Raw genomic sequence first — 20715 nt, forward strand, 5'->3', positions numbered from 1 at the left:
GTACCGCGGCAACCCTATTGCCAGGGGTAATGCCTTGAACTGCTGTTCTGATTTGGCCGCGTCCGCCTGTCGGGCGCCGCCGTGTCGGGTCGCGTCAGGCTGATGAAGGGACGCGTTTATGGTAGGTCGATCGTGGCTTGGCGGCGTGGCGGCGATAGCCGCCTTGCTGGCGCTCGGCGGCTGCAACAGCAAGCCGGCCGGCTCGACAGCCGCGGGCGCGGGCGTCGCCAAGAAGGATTTCACGATCGGCTGGTCGATCTACACCGGCTGGATGCCATGGCCCTACGCCCAGCAGGCGGGGATCGTGAAGAAATGGGCCGACAAGTACGGCATCAACATCCGCGTGCTGCAGGTGAACGACTATGTCGAGTCGGTGAACCAATATGCCGCCGGCAAGCTTGATGGCGTGGTCGCGACGACCATGGATGCGCTCACCATCCCGGCGGCGGGCGGCAAGGATACCACCGTCCTGCTGATCGGCGATTATTCCAACGGGAATGACGGCGTGGTGCTGAAGGACGGCCGCAGCATGGCCGACATCAAGGGCCGCTCGGTCAAGCTGGTCGAGTTGTCTGTGTCGCACTTCCTGCTTGCCCGCGGCCTCGAGCTGAACGGCCTCAAGCTGGCTGACGTCAAGACGGTGAACACCGGCGATGCCGATATCGTCGGCGCCTTCGCCTCGCCCAGCGTCACCGCGGTTGCCACTTGGAACCCGCAACTGTCGACGATCCGGGCGACGCCGGGTGCGACCGAGGTGTTCGACAGCTCGAAGATCCCCAACGAGATCCTCGATACGCTCAACGTCAGCACCGAGACGCTTAAAGCCAATCCGAACCTCGGCAAGGCGCTCGCCGGCATCTGGTATGAGACGATGGCGATCATGGCCCGCAACGACGCCACCGGCCGCGCCGCCCGCGCTGCGATGGCCAAGGCCGCCGGCACCAGCGAGGCGAGCTTCGACGATCAGCTCAAGACCACGCATCTCTATGCCCGCGCGCAGGATGCGGTGGCCTATGCCGAGAATCCGGATCTCGTCACCGTCACCGACCGGGTTCGTCAGTTCAGCTTCGCACATGGCCTGTTCGGGCCGAGCGCCAAGTCGGTCGACGCGATCGGGATCAGCTTCCCCGGCGGCAAGGCGCTCGGCGATCCCAAGAACATCAAGCTGCGGTTCGACCCGAGCTACATGAAGCTGGCGGCGGACGGCAAGCTGTAGCCTAGCGCCAAGCGACGGAACGGCGACGCCGGGGCAGGGGGTCTCGGCGGAGGAGGCGATGCGCCCGCAGGGCGCCGCACGGAATGTGGGAATGCGATGAAGCTGCTGCCTGTCCATTCTGATCGCTTGCCGACGCGGCGCCGGCCGTGACGCGGCTGGTCGACCTGCGTCCGCGGCGGACGGTGCGGCTGCTGCTCGGCGCGCTGCCGATCCTCGCGCTGCTGCTGCTGTACCTCGTCGCCTCGGAAGCGCGGCACGCCGGCAATCCCGCCGACAAGGTGCTGCCGACCTTCGCGGCGATGGCCGAGGCCGTCCACGGCTTCACGACCGATCGCGACCCTGCTAGCGACCGCATCGTGCTCGTCGCCGACACGCTGGCGAGCCTGTACCGCCTCGGCATTGGGCTCGCCATCGCCACCGCGAGCGCGCTGATCCTTGGACTGCTGCTCGGCACCGTGCCGCTCGCCCGCGCCATCTTGGGGCCGGTTGTCGCCATCGTCGCGGTGATCCCGCCGGTCGCGGTGCTGCCGATCCTGTTCATCGTGCTCGGGCTCGACGAGGCCTCCAAGATCGCGCTGATCGCGATCGGCATCGCGCCGTTCATGACCCGCGACCTCACCGGCTTCGTCGCCGGGCTGCCCGCCGAGCAGTTCGCCAAGGCGCAGACCTTGGGCGCGAACAGCTGGCAGATGGCGATCAGGGTCGCGCTGCCGCAACTGATGCCGCGGCTGATCGAGGCGCTGCGGCTGTCGATGGGCCCGGCCTGGGTGTTCCTGATCGCCGCCGAGGCGGTCGCCTCCGATGTCGGGCTCGGCTACCGCATCTTCCTGGTCCGTCGCTATTTCGCGATGGACATCATCCTGCCCTATGTCGCCTGGATCTCGCTGCTCGCGATCCTGGCAGACGCGCTGCTGCTGTTCGTCAGCCGGCGCGCCTTCCCCTGGGCGCACGGAGGCGGCCGATGATCCCGCTGCTCGAATTGCGCGACATCTGGGTCGAATATGGCGACAAGATCGTGCTCGAGCGGGTCTCGCTCCAGCTCAATGAGGGCAGCTTCGTCGCCGTGGTTGGCCCATCAGGTGCCGGCAAGAGCACCTTCCTGCGACTGATCCTGGGGCAGGAGGCGCCTACCCGGGGCCAGGTGCTGCTGGCGGGCACGCCGATGCGCGCCGAATGCGGCCCGGATCGTGGCGTCGTGTTCCAGCGCTATTCGGTGTTCCCGCACCTCACCGCGCTCGGCAACGTCCTGTTCGGGATCGAATGCGCGCAGGCGCCGGTGACGGCGCGGCTGTTCGGCGCGCAGCGGCGCGCGGCGCGCGACACCGCGATCGCGATGCTCGCCGCCGTCGGCCTCGAGCACAGCCTCGATGTCTACCCGGCGCAGATGTCGGGCGGCATGCAGCAGCGGCTCGCGATCGCGCAGGCGCTCGTCAAGCACCCGCGGGTCCTGCTGCTCGACGAGCCGTTCGGCGCGCTCGATCCCGGCATCCGCCTCGACATGCACGCGCTGATCACCCGATTGTGGGCCGAGCATGGGCTGACCATCGTCATGGTGACCCACGACATCGGCGAGGCGTTCAAGCTCGGCACCCGCGTGCTCGCCTTCGACAAGCGCCGGCACGACCCGCATGCGCCGCACCGCTTCGGCGCCACCGTGACCTATGATCTGTCGCTCGATCGCAAGACCCTGCCGCCGCCGGCGCTGGTCGACGCGCTCGGCGGCGAGCTTGCACAGAGAGACCTCGCATGACGACCAGCACCGCCGATCCGTCCGGCGCCCGTGAACACGCCCGCGCCATGGCGGGCACAAGGGTCGAGGCGATGCCGACGCTCCCCGCCGCCGCGGCCGACGCGCCCGGCACCGTCACCTGGGAAGAGACGATCGCCGCGGGCGGCTATGCATCACGCCGCGTGGCGCGCGGCAGCCGGTTGCGGCTGATCGATCTCGCCGGCGATGCCTGCGCCTCGATGCTGCTGTTCAACGCCGAGATGCCCACCGAGCGGCTCAACGTCGCCGACACGCTGAAGGTGCAGTGGAACGGTTATCTCGGTGCCGGCCGCCTGCTGCTGTCGGATCTCGGCCGGGTGATGATGAGCATCCTCGAAGACGATGCCGGCACTCACGATGCGTTCTGCGGCGCCTCCAATGAGGCCTCGAACGCGCGGACCTACGGCAGTGGCAAGAACTATGGATCGCAGCCCAACGCCCGCGACCGCTTCATGCTTGGCGTCGCCAAGCACGGGCTCGGCCGCAAGGACGTCCACCCCTGCATCAACTGGTTCAAGGGCGTGCGCGTCGCTGAGGACGGCACCACCGAGCCGCAGATCGGTCCGTTCGCGGTCGGGCGCACGCTGCTGCTGCGCGCCGAGATGGAGCTGATCGTGGTGATCGCCAATTGCCCCCATGTGCTCGACACACGGCCCGGCTATGCCGTCACCCCGTTGCGCGCGACCGCCTGGCGCGGCGACCCGGCGGCGGCCGATGACGCGATCCGCACCGCGACGCCGGAGGGCCTGCGCGCCTTCCTCAACACCGACGATCTGTATGCGCGCTGAAGAGATGACCACCATGACCATGCCCGGCACCATCCGCCACGACGAGACCGTGCCTGCGCGCGCGCCGTGGATGCACCGCATCAACGCCGGCGAGACGCTGCGCATCATCGATCTCGAGGGCAATCAGGCGGTCGACTTCCTGATGTACGCCGCCGCCGACGATGCCGAGCGCTACAGCGCGCAGGACACGATCGCGGCGCAGCGCAACCTGTTCTTGCGGACGGGTACGGTGCTTCTGTCCAACGAAGGGCGCCCGATGATGACGATTACCGGCACCAACGTCGCCTATCACGACACGATCGGCGGCGCCTGCTCCTGCGAATCCAACACCCTCCGCTACGGTCATCACACCAAGTCGCAGCATAGCTGCGTCGACAATTTCCTCGACGCGAATGTCCGCGCCGGCCGCGGCAAGCGCGACATGGTGTCGAACATCAACTTCTTCATGAACGTGCCGGTCGAGGCCGACGGCACGCTCGGGATCGTCGACGGCATTTCGGCGCCGGGGCTGACGGTCGACCTGCGCGCGGAGATGGACGTGATCGTCGTCGTCTCCAACTGCCCGCAGATCAACAATCCGTGCAACGGCTTCAACCCGACGCCCGTGCGCATGCTGGTGTCGGCGTGATGTTCACGAAAGTCCTTATCGCCAATCGCGGCGCGATCGCCTGCCGCATCATCCGTACGCTCAAGGACATGGGCGTCGGTTCGGTCGCCGTGTTCAGCGACGCCGATGCCAGCTCCGCGCACGTCGCGCAGGCCGACGAAGCTGTGCGCATCGGCCCCGCGCCCGCGGCGGAAAGCTATCTCAATGTCGAGGCGATCCTCGCCGCGGCCGAGGCGACCGGCGCGCAGGCGATCCACCCGGGCTACGGCTTCCTGTCCGAGAACACCGCCTTCGCCGAAGCGTGCGCGGCGCGCGGCATCGCCTTTATCGGCCCGACGCCCGACAATATCCGCGCGTTCGGGCTGAAGCATACCGCGCGCGATCTCGCCGCCGCACAGGGCGTGCCGCTCGCGCCGGGGACCGACCTGCTGCGCGATCAGGACGCGGCAGTCGAGGCAGCCGCCGCGATCGGCTACCCCGTGATCCTCAAGGCGACCGCCGGCGGCGGCGGCATCGGCATGAAGGTGTGCGCGGACGAAGCCGACATCCGCGAGGGCTTCGCCACCGTCGCCCGCCTCGGCGCGGGCAATTTCGGCGACGGCGGCGTGTTCCTCGAACGCTATGTCGCGCGTGCGCGGCATATCGAGGTGCAGGTGTTCGGCGATGGCGCCGGTCATGTCGTGGCACTCGGCGAACGCGATTGCTCGCTCCAGCGCCGCAACCAGAAGGTGGTGGAGGAAACCCCGGCGCCGCTGCTCCCCGCCGCCACGCGGCAGGCGCTGATCGACGCCGCGGTGCGCCTCACCAGCGCCGCGCACTATCTCTCGGCGGGGACGGTCGAGTTCCTCTACGATTCCGAACGCGACGACTTCTTCTTCCTCGAGGTCAACACCCGGCTGCAGGTTGAGCACGGCATCACCGAGCAGGTGACCGGCGTCGACCTCGTCGCCTGGATGGTGCGCGGCGCGGCCGGGGACTTCGCGTTCCTCAACGGCTTCGAGGCCAAGCCCGAGGGCGCGTCGATCCAGATCCGCCTCTATGCCGAGGATCCCGCGCAGGATTACCGCCCGAGCTCGGGCCGCCTCGTCGGCGTGTCCTTCCCGCAAGGCCCGCGCGTCGACAGCTGGATCGCCGCCGGCACCGAGGTGTCGGCCTGGTACGACCCGATGCTTGCCAAGCTGATCGTCACCGCCCCTACGCGCGACGCCGCAGTGGCGGCGATCCAGGACGCGCTCGACCACACGATGATCGCCGGAATCGAGACCAATCTCGACTGGCTGCGTACCGTCGTGCGCTCTGACGTGTTCACCAGCGGCGAAGTATCGACACGTGCGCTTGCCGACATCGCCTATACGCCGCGGACGATCCGCGTGCTCGCCGGCGGTGCCTCGACCACGGTGCAGGACTATCCCGGCCGCCTGGGGCTCTGGGACATCGGCGTGCCGCCGTCGGGGCCGATGGACGCGCTCGCCTTCCGCCTCGGCAACCGCCTGCTCGGCAACGACGAGGGCACCGCAGGACTCGAGATCACCGCCGCCGGGCCGACGCTGTTCTTCAACACGCCCACGCGCCTGTGCCTGACCGGCGCCGACTTCGGTGCGAGCCTCGATGGCGCGCCGGTCGCTACCTACCTCCCCATCGACATCGCCGCCGGCCAGACGCTCAAGATCGGACGCGTCACCGGCGGCGGCATGCGCGGCTATATCGCGGTCGCGGGCGGGCTCGACGTGCCGCTGTTCCTCGGCAGCCGCAGCGCCTTCACGCTCGGCGAGTTCGGCGGCCATGCCGGTCGCGCGGTGATGACCGGCGACACGCTGCACCTCGCCCGCACCGATCCGGCGCAGGCACCGACCGCCGCGCTGGCCCCCGCGGACCAGCCCGCGATCACGCGCGAATGGACGCTGGCGGTGCTCTACGGCCCACATGGCGCGCCCGATTTCTTCACGCCCGACGACATCGCGATGCTGCGCGAGACCGCGTGGAAGGTGCATTACAATTCCAACCGCACCGGCGTGCGCCTGCTCGGCCCCAAGCCGCATTGGGCGCGCCAGGACGGCGGCGAGGCGGGGCTGCATCCGTCGAATATCCACGACAATGCCTATGCGATCGGCGCGGTCGATTTCACCGGCGACATGCCGATCATCCTCGGCCCCGACGGCCCGTCGCTCGGCGGCTTCGTCTGCCCGTTCGTGGTCGCGCAGGCGGATCTGTGGAAGGTCGGCCAGCTCGCCCCCGGCGACAGCGTCCGCTTCCTCCCCATCGACAATGCAACCGCGGTCGCCGCCGAAGTGGCGCAGGATCAACTGGTCGCCACGCTCGCCGGCGCGCCGGCGCATGACGTGGCAGACCATCTCGGCTCGCCGATCCTGCGCGCGATCGACGCGCAGGGCGTGCGCCCCGCCGTCACCTATCGCCAGCAGGGCGATCGCAACCTGCTCGTCGAATACGGCCCGATCATGCTCGATCTCGAGCTGCGGCTGCGCGTCCACGCGCTGATGCTCGAGATCGACACGTTGGGCCTGCCCGGCATCATCGACGTGACGCCCGGCATCCGCTCGCTGCAAATCCATTACGACAGCCGCCAGCTGAGCCAGGCCGCCTTGCTCGACGCGCTCGCCGCGGCTGAGGATCGGCTCGGCGGGCTCGACGATTTCGAGATCCCCTCGCGCGTCGTCTATCTGCCGCTGTCGTGGAAAGATCCGGCGATCTACCAGACGATCGACAAGTACATGGAGTCGGTGCGCGACGACGCGCCCTGGTGCCCCGACAATATCGAGTTCATTCGCCGCGTGAACGGGCTCAAGAGCATCGACGACGTTCAGCGGATCGTGTTCGACGCCGAATATCTCGTGATGGGTCTCGGCGACGTCTATCTCGGCGCGCCGGTGGCGACGCCGATCGACCCGCGCCACCGCCTCGTCACCACGAAGTACAATCCGGCGCGCACCTGGACCCCGCCCAACGTCGTCGGCATCGGTGGCGCCTATATGTGCATTTACGGGATGGAGGGCCCGGGCGGTTACCAGCTGTTCGGCCGCACCATTCAGGTGTGGAACGCCTGGCGCCAAACCGACGCGTTCCGCGACGGCAAACCGTGGCTGCTGCGCTTCTTCGACCGAATCCGCTTCTTCCCCGTCAGCCATGACGAGCTGGCCGAATGGCGCCGCGACTTTCCGCTCGGCCGTCGCGCGATTCGCATCGAGGAGGAGGTGTTCCGCCTTTCCGAATATCGCGCCTTCCTCGCCGACAATGCCGGCTCGATCGACGCGTTCCAGGCGCAGCGACAGGCCGCGTTCGACGAGGAGCGCGCCGACTGGGAGCGTTCCGGTGAGTTCGACCGCGTTGCCGCGCTGACCGAAGAGGCCGGTGGCGGCGCCGCGGTCGCCGAGATCGACCTGCCCGACGGCTGCGAGCTGGTTGAAGCCCCGTTCGGCGGCAGCCTGTGGAAATTGCTCGTCGCCGAGGGTGCGCATGTCACGGCGGGCGAGACAATCGCCGTGATCGAGGCCATGAAGATGGAATCGGCCGTGACCAGCCCGGTCAGCGGCACGGTGCGCCGCCTGTATGTGCAGGAAAAGCAGCCGCTCGCACCCGGCGGCGCGATGCTGGCGGTGGAGGTGGCATGACGGACGTCCTTGAAGTCGGCGCCATCGCCGCCGCCGTCTCATCCGGCCAGACCGACGCGGTGACGGTCGCCGGCGAGGCGCTCGCGCGTATCGACGCCTATGCCGCGGTCCAGCCCGCCGTGTGGATCACCCGCATTGCCCACGCCGACGTGCTTGCCGCCGCCAGCCGCGTCGATGCGCGGATCGCCGCGGGTGAGATCCTGCCGCTCGCGGGCGTGCCGTTCGCGATCAAGGACAACATCGATCTCGCCGACGTGCCGACCACCGCCGCCTGTCCCGACTTTGCCTATACCCCTGCCGTCTCGGCGGAAGTGGTCGAACGCCTTATTGCGGCCGGCGCGATTGCGATCGGCAAGACCAATCTCGATCAGTTTGCCACCGGGCTCAACGGCACGCGCAGCCCCTATGGCGCACCCGCCTGCGTGTTCAATCGCGCCTATGTCAGCGGCGGCTCGAGCTCCGGCTCGGCGGTGGCAGTCGCGGCGGGGCTCGTCGCCTTCGCGCTCGGCACCGATACCGCAGGCTCGGGCCGCGTGCCCGCCGCGTTCAACGGCCTGGTCGGCATGAAACCGACCAAGGGTCGCTGGAGCACGACCGGTCTCGTCCCCGCCTGCCGCACGATCGACTGCATCACCGTCCTTGCGCACAATATCGCCGACGCGCGCATGATCGATGCCGCTGTCGCCGGCTTCGACGCGACGGACTCCTATTCGCGTCCCCAGGAGGATCGCCCCATCGCCCCGCGCCGCATCGGCGTGCCGCGCCCGGACCAACGCCTCTTCCTCGGCGACGCCGCCGCCGAGCGGCTGTACGAACAGGCACTGGCGACGCTGGCTGCGGACGGCGCCGAACTGGTCGACATCGACATCACCCCGCTCCGCGAAGCCGCGATGCTGCTCTACGGTGGTCCTTGGGTCGCCGAGCGTACTGCCGCCGCGCTGCCCCTGCTCGACGACCACCCCGAGGCGATCGACCCCACGGTCCGCGCGATCATGGAAGAGGGCAGGTCCATCAGCGGCGTCGACGTGTTCGAGGGCCAGTATCGCCTCGCCGCGCTGCAGCGCCTCGCCGAGGCGATGTGGCGGGACATCGACCTGCTCGCCTTGCCGACCACGCCGACCATCTACCGCATCGCCGAGATGCGCGCGGCGCCGATCGCGCTCAACAGCAACCTCGGCATGTACACCAACTTCGTGAACCTGCTCGACATGGCCGCGCTGGCGCTGCCCGCGGGCTGGCGCGACAATGGCACCGGCTTCGGCATCACGCTGATCGCACCCGCCTGGACCGATCAGGCGCTGCTCGACGCCGGCGAGGCCTATCTGGCGGCGGCCGATCTTTCCCCACCTCCGCCCCTGAACATCGAGGACCCTATGGAAACCGTAAAGCTCGCCGTTGTCGGCGCTCATCTCGAAGGCATGCCGCTCCACTGGCAGCTCACCTCCAGGAATGCGCGTCTCGTCACCGCGACCACCACCGCGCCGACCTACAAGCTCTACGCGATTGCCAATTCGACGCCGCCCAAGCCCGCGCTGATCCATGACGCCGACGGCGCCGCGATCAAGGTGGAGGTCTATGAGCTCGACGTCGCCGCGTTCGGCAGCTTCGTCGTCGAGGTGCCCGCACCGCTCGCGATCGGCTCGGTCACGCTCGCCGATGGATCGACCGTCAAGGGCTTCGTTGCCGAACCCCGCGCGATCGCCGGCGCTGCGGACATCACCGACCTCGGCGGCTGGCGCGCTTATATCGACACGCTGCAACGCCCGGGGGGATCATGATCCCGCAGGACGTACCCACTGCACCGGCACTGGAGGCGCTTCAGCGTGCCAAGGCGAGCGCCGAGGCCGCGAACGAGGCCAAGACCCGCTATCTGGTCGCGGTCAGCCACGAGATCCGCTCGCCGCTGAACGTGATCTACGGCTATGCCCAGCTGCTCGAGCGCGACCAGGGCATCTCGGGCGCCGAGGCGGGAACGATCATCCGCCGCTCGGCCGAGCATGTCACCAATCTCGTCGAGGGACTGCTCGAGATCTCGCGGATCGAAAGCGGCGTGCTGACGATCCGCGCCGATCTGGTCGATTTTCGCGGGATGCTGCACCATGTCATCGACATGTTCCGCATGCAGGCGGCGGCCAAGGGACTGTCCCTGACGCTGGAGATTGATCCGAGGCTGCCCGTAGAGGTCAAGGCCGATGGAAAGCGGCTGCGCCAGATCCTGATCAACCTGGTGTCCAACGCGATCAAATATACCCAGGCGGGCAGCGTCGCGGTGACCGTCGGCTATCGCAGCCAGGTCGCCGACGTCGCGGTGAGCGACACCGGTATCGGCATCGCCGCCGATGACCTGGAGCGCGTGTTCGCTCCCTTCGATCGCGGCAGCTCGGCGGAGGCGCAGCTTCAGCCGGGGATCGGGCTCGGTCTCGCCATCACTCGGGTGCTCGCCAGCGTGTTGGGTGGGGACATCGCGGTGACCAGCACCCCCGGCGTCGGCAGCGTGTTCCGGTTCAGGGTGATGCTGCCTGCCCCCGTCTTCGCCGCCAAGGCAGCAGGGCAGGGGACGCGCATCATCGGCTATGAAGGGCCACGGCGCAGCGTGCTGGTGATCGACGACGATCCCGCGCAGCGCACGATCCTGTGCTCGCTGCTGGAGGCGCTCGGCTTCCAGGTGGCGACGGCCGCGGATGGCGTGGACGGTCTGGCACGCGCCGCGGCATCGCGGCCCGACATCGTCCTGCTCGACATCCAGATGCCCGGGATCAGCGGGTGGGAGGTCGCGGCGCGGCTCCGCGCCGACCATCAGGGCGCGCTCCGCATCGTCATGGTCTCGGCCGACGCTCACGAGATCCAGGCCGGCGGCGATGGCCGCAGCAGCCACGACGCCTTCATGACCAAACCGGTCGAGCTCGACGCGTTGGTGACGCTGATCGGCAGCCAGCTCGATCTGCGCTGGGAAAGGGCGGAGGCGACTGCGCCGCGCGAGGCGCCGCGGCCTTCCACCATATCGTCTGACGCCCTTCCGTCCGAGGCCCGGCCCTGGCTCGAGCAGCTGCGCGGCGTCGCCAAGGTCGGGCATGTCCGTGGAATCGAGCGCGCGCTCGACGACCTCGACAAGGCCGTACCGGCCGCCGCCGATTTGGTCGCGGTGCTCCGGTGCCAGCTGGGTGATTTCGACCTCCGCTCGCTGTTGAAGACGATCGACGATGCCGCAGGTTAGATCCCGCGAGCCGACCCGGCCGACGATCCTGGTGGTCGACGACACGCCAGAGGCACTGCGCTTCCTCACCGCGACGCTGGAGGACGCAGGGATGAGCGTGCTGATCGCGATAGACGGCCTCGCCGCGCTCGATCTGCTGAAGAGCGTCACCCCCGATCTCGTCCTGATGGACGCGGTGATGCCGCAGCTTGACGGCTTCGAGACGACGCGACGGATCAAGGCCCAACCTGCCTTCCAGCACCTGCCGATCATCTTCATGACGGGGCTTACCGAAACCGAGCATGTGGTGCGCGGGCTCAACGCCGGCGGCATCGATTTCGTCGGCAAGCCGATCGTGATCGACGAACTGCTGGCGCGGATCCGCGTTCACCTCGCCACCGCGCGGGTCGCCCACGGCAGCCAGCTTGCGCTTGACACGAGCGGTCGCCCGGCGCTGGCGGTCGATGGGGCAGGGGAGCCGCACTGGCTGACCCCGGCGGCGGCCGACATGCTCGAGCGGCTGTTTCCCGGCTGGTCGTCCGCATCGGGCGCGCTGCCGGCCCCCTTCCTGTCGGCGCTGCGGGAGCTGCAGGCGCGCGCGCCAACACCGGGCGCCCGCGTCATGGTAGCCGCGGGCGAGCGCACGCTGGAAGCCGGCCTGCTGCGCTGCACCGCCGCGGGGCAATGGGTGTTCCGCCTGTCCGAGCGTCACGAGGGCGAGGAGAAGACGATCCTCGCCGCACAGCACGGGCTGACCTCGCGCGAGGCCGAGGTGCTGCTGTGGATCAGCCGCGGCAAGCAGAACCGCGAGGTCAGCGAGATCCTCCAGATCAGCCCGCGCACCGTGAACAAGCATCTCGAACAGATCTTCGAGAAGATGGGGGTGGAAAATCGCGCGTCGGCCACGGCGATCGCGGTCACCACCCTGACGCGCTAGGGCCAGCCCATGGATCAATCCCGGCCCACCACCGCGCGCGCCGCGGCCATCCGCGCCTCGCTCGCCCGCGGCGGCATCGATGAGGCGTTCGCGGCTGCCACCCGCTGGCGCATCGAGGCGCCGCATGCCGCCGAAGCCCATTTTCTCGCTGGCATCAGCGCCGCGATGCTCGGCAAGGTGACCACCGGCATTGCCTTGGTCGAGGCGGCGGTCGCCCGTGACGGGCAGGGCGAATACCTTGCCCAGCTCGCCCGCCTCTATACCTTGGTGCGCCGCGACGAGGACGCAGCCCGCATGCTCCAGGCCGCCGAGGCGTCGCCCCCGGCGGATGCGCTCGGGCGGGACACGATGGGCTGCGTCTATGCGCGGCTCGGCGATCATGCCGCCTCGCTGCCGCATTTCGCCGAAGCGGTCCGGCTCGAGCCGGCCAATATCGCCTTCCGCTACAACGAGGCGGCGGCCTTGAGCTTTGTCGGGCAGCCGCAAGCCGCTGAGGCGGCGCTGGAAGCGCTGATCGCGCTGGCGCCGGCCGATGCGCGCGCGCATCATCTGCTCGCCGGGCTGCGCAAGCAGACCCCGGACAGCAACCATGTCGACCGGCTCGTCGCCGCGCGCAAGGCGGCGCGCGCGCCGCGCGACCGGCTGCTGCTCGGCTATGCGCTCGCCAAGGAGCTCGACGATCTTGGCGATCCAACCGGCGCCTTTGCGATCTTGGCAGAAACCAACGCCGAGCATCGCGCTACCTTGCCCTATCGCTTCGGCGACGATGCGGCGACGTTCGACGCGGTCGAATCCTGCTGGCCGCAGGTCGCCGCCGCGGTAGTGGTGAGCGCGCCGCAGGCCGCGCCGATTTTCGTGGTCGGCATGCCGCGGACCGGCACAACTCTGGTCGACCGTATCCTTTCGTCCCATCCCGATGTGGAAAGCGCGGGCGAGCTCCAGGCGATGCCGCTGGCGGTTAAAGCCGCCGCGGGCACCCGCAGCCCCACGGTGCTCGATCCCGCGACAATTGCCGCGGCGGCCAACGCCGAGCTTGGCGCGATCGGTCGCGATTACCTCGCCCGTGCCGCCGCGCATGTCGCGGGCGGCAAGCCCCGCTTCATCGACAAGTTTCCCGGCAACTTCCTCTACGTCGGCCTGATCGCGCGCGCGCTCCCCGAGGCGACGATCGTGTGCCTGCGCCGCAACCCGATGGACACGATCCTCGCGAATTTCCGCAACCTGTTCGCGATCGGCTCGCGCTACTACGATTACAGCTACGACCTGCTCGACATCGCGGCTTATTATCATCGTTTCGACCGGCTGATGGCGATGTGGCACGAGGCGCTGCCGGGGCGCGTTCTCGAACTTCACTATGAATCGCTCGTCGCCCGCCAGGAGCCGGAAACCCGGCGCCTGCTCGACCATTGCGGGCTGAGCTGGTCGGACGCCTGCCTCGACTTTCAGGCCAACGCCGCGCCGGTGTCGACGCCCAGCGCCGCGCAGGTCCGCCGCCCGCTGTACAAGGATGCGGTGGATCGCTGGCGGCGTCACGCCGAAGCGATGGCGCCCGCGCGCGCCTTCCTCGGGGATCACGGCATCGTCGTCGACTAACGGGCGGGGCTACGTCATTTGCCCACCTGTGCCGATTACCCCTCGCCTTATCGTCAGACGCTGATGCCGGGCCAGGGTGCTCGCCGGCGTTCGGGGCAGGTGTGATGAAGAAGACCATGTTGAGCTACGTGCAGCCGGTGATGGTCGCGGCTATCCTGCTGGCATGGGCATTCGCGCCCGCCGCCTGGACCAACAATCCCTGGTCGATCGTGGTCGCGACCTTGCTGACGACATCGCTGATCCAGGGGCTAGAATGGGTCAACGAGCGCCATTCCAGCTGGCGCCTCACCAAGCGCGAGTTTGCCACCGACGTCTTCTACGTGACGCTGAACTATACGGTGATCTCCTGGCTGTCGCGCACGCTGGCCGATGATCCGCTGACCGCGGCCAAGCAATCGCTCGGCATCGCCACCCCTTGGGCGATGCACCTGCCGTTCGTGGTGCAGGTGGCGATGGTGATCGTGCTGATTGAATTCGGGCAATATTGGATGCACCGGCTGATGCACAATCAGGCGTTCTTCTGGTCCACTCACGCGCCGCACCATCACATCACCCAGCTCAACGCGATGAAGGGCGCGGTCGGCAATCCGATCGAACTATTCCTGATCAGCCTCAGCGTGCTCGCGCTGTTCGATCTGCCGCTGCCGGCCGAGTTCTGCGCGCTCAACATCCTGGCGGTGATCTCCACCTTTGCCCACGCCAACACGCGTTTCGATCCGCCCCGCTGGTATGCCTTCTTGTTCACGACCATCCAGCACCACAGCCTCCATCATTCGGTGAGTTACGAGGACACGCGCTGCAACTACGGCAATTCGCTGATCCTGCTCGATCGCCTGTTCGGCACCTATAGCGATGGCGAGGCCGAGCTCGTCGGCCAGGACGAGCGCCGGCGCCTATCGATCCGCGAACAGTTCCTGTTCCCGGCGCAGCCCCTGATCGACCGGGTCAAGGCGCGCCGCGGCGATCGCGAGGCGGAAGGCACCGAAGTCGCGGCCTAATCGAAGCAGAGACGATCAACGACACGCGGGCGGACCATCCGGGCTGCCTGCCAGGGGAGGCATGGATTGAGCATGAGATTGCTGACGACGACCTGGGGTACCATCGCGATCGCGAGTTGTTGCTGGGCGGTGACGCCGGCGCGGGCGGAAGCGCCACGCGAGCAGGTGCAGATGGTGCCGGGTTTCGCCGATTTCCTGGCGGTCGATGGCAAGACGGTGTGGGCGACCAATGTCGGCCGCGTCGAGCGCTGGTCGCGCCACGGCAAGCGCGCAGAGGTCGCCCTGGCGCATCCCTGCGGCGCGATGGCGATAGCGTTCAAGTCGCTCTGGGTCGCGGACTGCAAGCAGCGCACGCTCAACCGCATCGATCTCAAGACGGCCAAGATAACAGCGACCATCGCCACGGGGATCGCCAACCCCAAGGGCGAGCTCAACGTCGTCGCCGGCGCCGGATCGATCTGGGTAGCGAGCGAGGAGGGCGGCGCGATCGCGCGCGTCGATCCCGCTACCAATGGCGTGATCGCCTCGATCCACGCCAATCCCGGCAGCTATTATCTCGCGTTCGGCCTTGGCGCGCTCTGGGCGGTCAGCGGCACCCAGCAGAGCGTCCAGAAGATTGACCCTGCCACCAACAGCGTGGTGGCGACCACGGCGCTCGGGCGCGAGCCCGGCTTCCTGGTCGCGGGCGAGGGTGCGGTGTGGGTCCAGGAGCAGGGCGACGGCACCGTGGCGCGGATCGACCCCGCGAGCGGCGCGGTATCGGGGCGGGTCAAGGTGGACGAGACGCTGAAATATGGCGACATCGATGCCGGTGGCGGCAAGGTGTGGCTGCGCACCACCGCCGGCCAGACCTTTGTCGTGATCGATCCGGTGACGCTCGCGATCAAGGCGCGCGTCGGCGCGGCGGCAGGCAGCGGCGCGCTGCGCTACACCCGTGCCGGCGTGTGGACGACCGCGCATGACGCGCACACGCTGTCGTGGTGGGGCAAGCCGGGCAAGATCGGCGGCTAGCCTCCATCGTGCCTGACCGCTGCCCGTCGGCGGCGGTCAGGCAGGTTTCGGCGCGACCGGGTAGACGATGAAGTCGGCATGGCGATCGATTGCCGGTGGCGACGGGGCTGCCGTCACCGCTTTGTCGAGTTCGTCGATCGCGGTCGGTGGCAGCGCCAGGCCATGCTCGGACGGGTGCGCCGAGGCCTGCATCGGATAATCCTGCCCCGGCGTCGTTGTCATCTCAATATGAGCGCCGAGCAGCGCGCGGATGGGGTGGGTCTTGGCAAAGGAGGCGAGCCGGTCGGCGCTCGCACGGAAGACGTTGAACCGGTCGCGCGGCACGTAGAGCCGCCCCGGATAGAGCATGTCGCCCGAGAACAGCAGACGGGTGCGGGCATCGTAGATCATGATGTGCGCAGGCTCATGACCGGGCGTCGGCACGATGGTGAGCCGGCGGCCGCCGAGATCATAGCCGCCGATCGCCTGTGGCCATTCACGGATGGCGAAGAAGGCGGCGACCTGCTCGGGCTTGAGGCCGACCACCTCGGTGTCGGGACGAACGCGGAACTCGTCGTCGCCGGCGTGATGATCGCCGTGGCCATGCGAATGGGCGACGATCAGGCGGATCGGGCGCCCGCCGTGCCGTGCCTGCCACGCGGCGATCAGCCGGTCCACCATCGGCCGGACGAGGAGCCCGCCTGCGCCGCTGTCGATCAGCAGGGCACGGTCGTGGCCAAACAGCAGATAAAGGAACGGTGCCTCGAAGTTGGTCTCCACCGACTGGCGGATGACGAACGTATCGGCGTCGATACGCTGAACCTGGGTCTCGGGCTCATGCGGCGTGGTGCCGTTGATCCAGGGGGCAAAGCGGGGCCCGGTACCGCCCGGCGCCGCGCCGATCAGGATCAGCGCGGCGGCGGCCAGCGTGCTCGCCCGACACAGGGTGGCACCATGACGGCTGGCGTTCGTAATCTGTCGTTTCATCCCGCCAGCCTAGATACGGCGGGCCGCCCGACCATGAGGCGTTTGACGGAGCCGTTACCCGAGGCAGCGGCTCCGATCAGATCGTCAGCGCATCGCCAGCTGCGTGCCGCGGCCGGTGTCGCGGGCCGCGGTGGCTGTCGCGATTTGGCTGCGGATGTTGGCAATAACGTCGGCGCGGCAGCCACGAGCCTGCTCGCCGAGCGCGAGATGGATGCTGCTCATGCCTTCGCCGCACACCTTGCTGGCAACCTGATCCATGCGGATCGCCAGGCGCTGCTGACCCTCGACGCTGGTAAGATCGATGCCGCGAAGGTTGAGCACGGCGCTATCGGCCGAGAAGGGGTTGGCGCCGGGGGTGGCGACGGCGGGGGCTGCCGCCAGGATTGCGGCGCAAGCCGCCAGACCGATCTTCATCATCATCTCCTGCATTCACTGGCCCCTCGCTCTTGCGGCGATGAGGTGGCAACCATGTAGGGATTGCCCTGCGCCTCCACAAGCGCAACGCGGATGGAGCGGAGGGCTGAGGCTCAGTGGGCGCTGATCACCAGCGAGGCGAGTTCGAGCCGAGCGCCGAGCGCGCCAGGGGGTAGCAGCACCGTCATGCGCCGCTCCTTACCCGCGTCCGCCAGCGTGACGTCCAGCCTATCGCCACGCGCGATCGGCCAGGTCCGCGCGACTGACAGCGGTACGGTCATCCACCAGGCACGGCCGCCTTCGACGGCAAGGTCGCGCCCGTCGACGCGGACTGCAATGGCGACGCGCTCGCGATGCCCCGAGAGACGCAGGCAGGTGTCGGCGCCGCAATGGACCAGAGTCGCCCGGGGCGCACGCTCTGCCATCGCCGGTGCTGCCGTCACCGCCATCATCGAGGCGAGAAGAAGAGCGCGGTCTGCCATGGTCGGTGCGTAGCCCGCCTGCACTGAGAGCGGCATTCGCCGTTTGACGTAGGTCGCGTCCACATCGGCCGCTTACGTCAAACGCCCCATATGGCTTCGCCGCCAATGTCCACAGTCTGTCGCTCGAGCGAATGGCCCCGTCCGAGGCGCCGACGCCGACCAGCGCTTCGCGGAGGGGCGACGAGTTTTCGGTTTCAAGGGGGCATTGATGGCAGTAGGTTTCTCTCGCGCAGGCTTATTGTGCGCGACCGCGTTGATGGGCGTTGCCGGCACACCGGCACTGGCACAAGAAGCCCCCACCGACCCCGCTACCACCACCACGACGACAGCCATCACCGCCGATGCGAATGACATCGTGGTCACCGGCAGCCGGCGCCGGACGACGCTCCAGGATGCGCCGATCAACATCAGCGCGGTGTCCGCCGACACCATCAAGTCGCAGCGGCTGGACGATATCCGCTCGCTCGCCAACTTCACCCCGGGCGTTACCGTGGCGGACACCGGCCCGGCGAGCACCGGGCGGATCATCCTGCGCGGCATTTCCTCCAGTGACACCAACACCGGGGGCGCCAACAGCGCCAATGCCGTCGGCGTGTACCTCGGCGAAGTGCCGCTCTACCTCGATTTCAAGCTGATCGACGTCAACCGGGTCGAGGTGCTGCAGGGGCCGCAGGGCACGCTTTACGGGCTCGGCACGCTCGCCGGTGCGGTGCGCTACATCCCCAACCGCCCCGATACGGACAAGTTCACCGTCGATGTCCATGGCCGCGGCTATGCGGAATCGCATTCCGACGATTTCGGCGGGGTCGGCGATGTCGCGATCAACGTGCCGATCGTGAAGGATCACATCGCGTTCCGCACCGCCACCGGCTATTACGACAACGCCGGCTTCATCGATTACAACTATCTGCTGCAGCAGCCGGGCGTCTCCGACCCGCAGCCCGGCCGCGCCACGGCGACCTCGACCGGGTCGCTCGGCACCAACGCCGATTACCTCGCCAATTTCAAGCGTAAGGAGGATGTGAACTACGAGCACACCTTCACCACGCGCAACCAGCTGCTGCTTGAGGTCAACCCCGACATCAAGGCGTATCTGACCTATGCCCATCAGAGCACCAAGACCGGCGGCAGCCAGTCCAACGGCGCCGGCGTGCTCGGCACCGGCAATTACGAGTCGCCGGGGCGTTACCTCGAGCCGGTCAACCGCAAGGCTGATCTGTTCGCCGCCGAGTTCAACATCAACCTCGGCAACATCGCCCAGCTGGTCAGCACCACGGCCTATACCAAGCAGCACGTCACCAGCACCGAAGACAATACCGATCTGCTGCTCGATCTGGACTATGGTTATGAGGCGTTTCCCGCCTTCTCCTCCTACGCCAACAACGAGCAGCATTATAAGCAGTTCAACCAGGAGGTCCGCCTGGTCTCCACCCATGGCGGGCCGTTCAGCTGGGTGCTCGGCGGCTTCTACAACCGCCTGAAATATGATAGCAACCGTCATGAATACACGCCGGGCTTCGCCGAATATTTTGACATTCCGCGGCCGGATAATCTTGAGTATATTTCGCAGCTCAACACCAAGACAGTGGAGAAGGCCGCTTATGGCGAGCTGACCTTCCACCCGACCCACGCATGGCAGATCACGGGCGGCCTGCGTTACTTCAAATATGACGCCGACGTGGTGGGCGGATCGGCCTTGCCGCTGATCGGCGCGGGTATCGGCGATTACCCGTCCACCACCATCAATGCCAACCGGTTCCAGCCGGGGACGACCGGCAAGGACGGCCTCGTGTGGAAGGCGAACACCTCCTACAAGTTCAGCGACAATCTGCTCGCCTATTTCACCTATTCGACCGGTTATCGGATCGGCGGCGCCAACCAGGTGGTGGCGTGCACCGATGAGGATCTGGCACGGGCCGCCGCTGGCGGCCAGGTGCTCTGCGCGCTGCCGAACGAGCGGTTCTATGGACCCGACAAGACCCGCAACAAGGAGATCGGCGTCCGCGGCAGCCTGTTCGACAAGAAGCTCCAGTTCACCGTCGACGGCTTCGAGATCAACTGGACCGGCGTCCAGGTGCCGAGCCAGACCCTCAACGGCGCGATCGGCATCACCGTCAACGGCGCCGATGCGGTGTCGCGCGGCTTCGACGTCCAGGCGACCTTGAAGCCTGTTCGCAACCTCACGCTGATCGGCACCTATTCCTATGTCGACGCGCATCTGACGCAGGATGTCGCCGGCCTGGTGGTGAGCCAGGGCGAGCGGTACGGCGCATTTGCCGGCGATCGCTTGCCGGGCTCGGCCAAGAACTCGGGTAGCGCGCAGCTGATCTACACCTATCCGCTCGATGACGACCGGTCGATCGAGGCCAGCTGGGCGACCATCTATCGTGGCGACATCTATTCGCGCGTCGGCTTGCGCGGCAATGGCGAGATCATTCCCAGCTATGTCACCCATAGCGCGTCGCTCAACTACATCACCAAGCAGTTCGAGATCGGCCTGTTTGCCGACAACATCTTCGACAAATATGCGGTGACGGCGATCAGCAACGACATCTCCTCGTACAATCAGGTCCGCACCGACGTGGTCGAGCGTTACTATGCGCGCGGTGTGCTGACCCCGCGGCGGGCAGGGGTGGAGTTCCGGATCCACTATTGAGCCACGGCCGGGCGGCCCCGCTGCCGCCGCTGACCGACGTTTGACCCTTGATGATGAAAGCGGGGGCCACCACGCGTGGACGCCCCCGCTTTTCTTTCGTAGCCACCGTTCCCAACCTGCAAGGACCTTATGACCCAGTTGATCGTGACGACGCGCGAAGGTGACACGCGCGAATTGACCGCCGGCGCCGGCCTGTCGGTGATGGAAGTGATCCGTGACGGCGGGATCGACGAGCTGCTGGCGCTGTGCGGCGGCTGCCTGTCCTGCGCCACCTGCCACGTCATCGTCGATCCGGCGGATGCCGCGCGATTGTCGCCGGCGAGCAGCGAAGAGGAAGACCTGCTCGATGGCCTCGATCACCGCGCGCCTACATCGCGGCTGTCGTGCCAGATTCCGTTCGATGACGATCTGGATGGTCTGCGCGTAACGATCGCGGCTGACGCATAAGCGGGTGAGGCGG

17 protein-coding genes are annotated in these 20715 nt (G+C 67.8%); 14 read left to right on the plus strand and 3 right to left on the minus strand.

Annotated elements, in window-relative coordinates; translation table 11 throughout:
• Nucleotides 1-145: 145 nt before the first annotated feature.
• The 12 genes from OXR60_RS14535 (at nt 146) to OXR60_RS14590 (ending at nt 15737) form a co-directional block, all read left to right on the plus strand.
• Nucleotides 146-1216, plus strand: a complete 1071-nt coding sequence (locus OXR60_RS14535) for a putative urea ABC transporter substrate-binding protein (protein WP_267396655.1) — start codon at nt 146-148, stop codon at nt 1214-1216.
• Between the two features lie 146 nt (nt 1217-1362).
• On the plus strand, nt 1363-2181 hold the full coding sequence (locus OXR60_RS14540; protein WP_267396656.1) for an ABC transporter permease subunit: 819 nt from the start codon (nt 1363-1365) through the stop codon (nt 2179-2181).
• Nucleotides 2178-2966 carry an ABC transporter ATP-binding protein gene (locus OXR60_RS14545; protein ID WP_267396657.1) on the plus strand — a complete coding sequence of 263 codons (789 nt, stop codon included), beginning with the start codon at nt 2178-2180 and terminating at the stop codon, nt 2964-2966. Before OXR60_RS14540 ends, OXR60_RS14545 begins: the two co-directional genes overlap by 4 nt.
• Nucleotides 2963-3772: an urea amidolyase associated protein UAAP1 gene (locus OXR60_RS14550; protein WP_267396658.1), complete on the plus strand. Its 810-nt coding sequence runs from the start codon at nt 2963-2965 to the stop codon at nt 3770-3772. Before OXR60_RS14545 ends, OXR60_RS14550 begins: the two co-directional genes overlap by 4 nt.
• Nucleotides 3773-3776: 4 nt before the next feature.
• Nucleotides 3777-4400, plus strand: coding sequence for an urea amidolyase associated protein UAAP2 (locus OXR60_RS14555; RefSeq protein ID WP_267396659.1), 624 nt, complete (start codon nt 3777-3779; stop codon nt 4398-4400).
• Nucleotides 4400-8005, plus strand: a complete 3606-nt coding sequence (gene uca, locus OXR60_RS14560; RefSeq protein WP_267396660.1) for an urea carboxylase — start codon at nt 4400-4402, stop codon at nt 8003-8005. The genes OXR60_RS14555 and uca overlap by 1 nt, the downstream gene beginning before the upstream one ends.
• Nucleotides 8002-9783, plus strand: a complete 1782-nt coding sequence (atzF, locus tag OXR60_RS14565) for an allophanate hydrolase (protein WP_267396661.1) — start codon at nt 8002-8004, stop codon at nt 9781-9783. Before uca ends, atzF begins: the two co-directional genes overlap by 4 nt.
• Entirely contained in the window at nt 9780-11219 is a 1440-nt protein-coding gene (locus tag OXR60_RS14570) for an ATP-binding protein (RefSeq protein WP_267396662.1), read from the plus strand. Before atzF ends, OXR60_RS14570 begins: the two co-directional genes overlap by 4 nt.
• The gene (locus tag OXR60_RS14575; protein WP_267396663.1) at nt 11206-12135 is read left to right on the plus strand and encodes a DNA-binding response regulator; all 930 of its coding nucleotides are present in this window, start codon (nt 11206-11208) and stop codon (nt 12133-12135) included. Before OXR60_RS14570 ends, OXR60_RS14575 begins: the two co-directional genes overlap by 14 nt.
• Nucleotides 12136-12144: 9 nt before the next feature.
• The gene (locus tag OXR60_RS14580; protein ID WP_267396664.1) at nt 12145-13728 is read left to right on the plus strand and encodes a tetratricopeptide repeat-containing sulfotransferase family protein; all 1584 of its coding nucleotides are present in this window, start codon (nt 12145-12147) and stop codon (nt 13726-13728) included.
• 104 nt (nt 13729-13832) lie between these two features.
• Nucleotides 13833-14726: a sterol desaturase family protein gene (locus tag OXR60_RS14585; RefSeq protein WP_267396665.1), complete on the plus strand. Its 894-nt coding sequence runs from the start codon at nt 13833-13835 to the stop codon at nt 14724-14726.
• 171 nt (nt 14727-14897) lie between these two features.
• Nucleotides 14898-15737, plus strand: a complete 840-nt coding sequence (locus OXR60_RS14590) for a YncE family protein (RefSeq protein ID WP_267396713.1) — start codon at nt 14898-14900, stop codon at nt 15735-15737.
• Nucleotides 15738-15773: 36 nt separating this feature from the next.
• Here OXR60_RS14590 and OXR60_RS14595 read toward each other — a convergent pair whose 3' ends face one another.
• The 3 genes from OXR60_RS14595 to OXR60_RS14605 form a co-directional block, all read right to left on the minus strand.
• The gene (locus tag OXR60_RS14595; RefSeq protein ID WP_267396666.1) at nt 15774-16703 is read right to left on the minus strand and encodes an MBL fold metallo-hydrolase; all 930 of its coding nucleotides are present in this window, start codon (nt 16701-16703) and stop codon (nt 15774-15776) included.
• 84 nt (nt 16704-16787) lie between these two features.
• Nucleotides 16788-17117 (minus strand): UrcA family protein, encoded by a 330-nt coding sequence (locus OXR60_RS14600; RefSeq protein ID WP_267396667.1) that lies wholly within the window; start codon nt 17115-17117, stop codon nt 16788-16790.
• 113 nt (nt 17118-17230) lie between these two features.
• Nucleotides 17231-17599, minus strand: coding sequence for a hypothetical protein (locus OXR60_RS14605; protein ID WP_267396668.1), 369 nt, complete (start codon nt 17597-17599; stop codon nt 17231-17233).
• A 208-nt stretch (nt 17600-17807) separates the two neighbouring features.
• On the opposite strand from OXR60_RS14605, the gene OXR60_RS14610 reads away from it, so the two are divergent.
• Both OXR60_RS14610 and OXR60_RS14615 read left to right on the plus strand, forming a co-directional pair.
• Nucleotides 17808-20255 (plus strand): TonB-dependent receptor, encoded by a 2448-nt coding sequence (locus tag OXR60_RS14610; protein ID WP_267396669.1) that lies wholly within the window; start codon nt 17808-17810, stop codon nt 20253-20255.
• Nucleotides 20256-20384: 129 nt separating this feature from the next.
• Entirely contained in the window at nt 20385-20702 is a 318-nt protein-coding gene (locus OXR60_RS14615; protein ID WP_267396670.1) for a 2Fe-2S iron-sulfur cluster-binding protein, read from the plus strand.
• Nucleotides 20703-20715: the final 13 nt, after the last annotated feature.

The organism is Sphingomonas sp. GC_Shp_5 (assembly GCF_026540855.1).
GTDB lineage: Bacteria > Pseudomonadota > Alphaproteobacteria > Sphingomonadales > Sphingomonadaceae > Sphingomonas.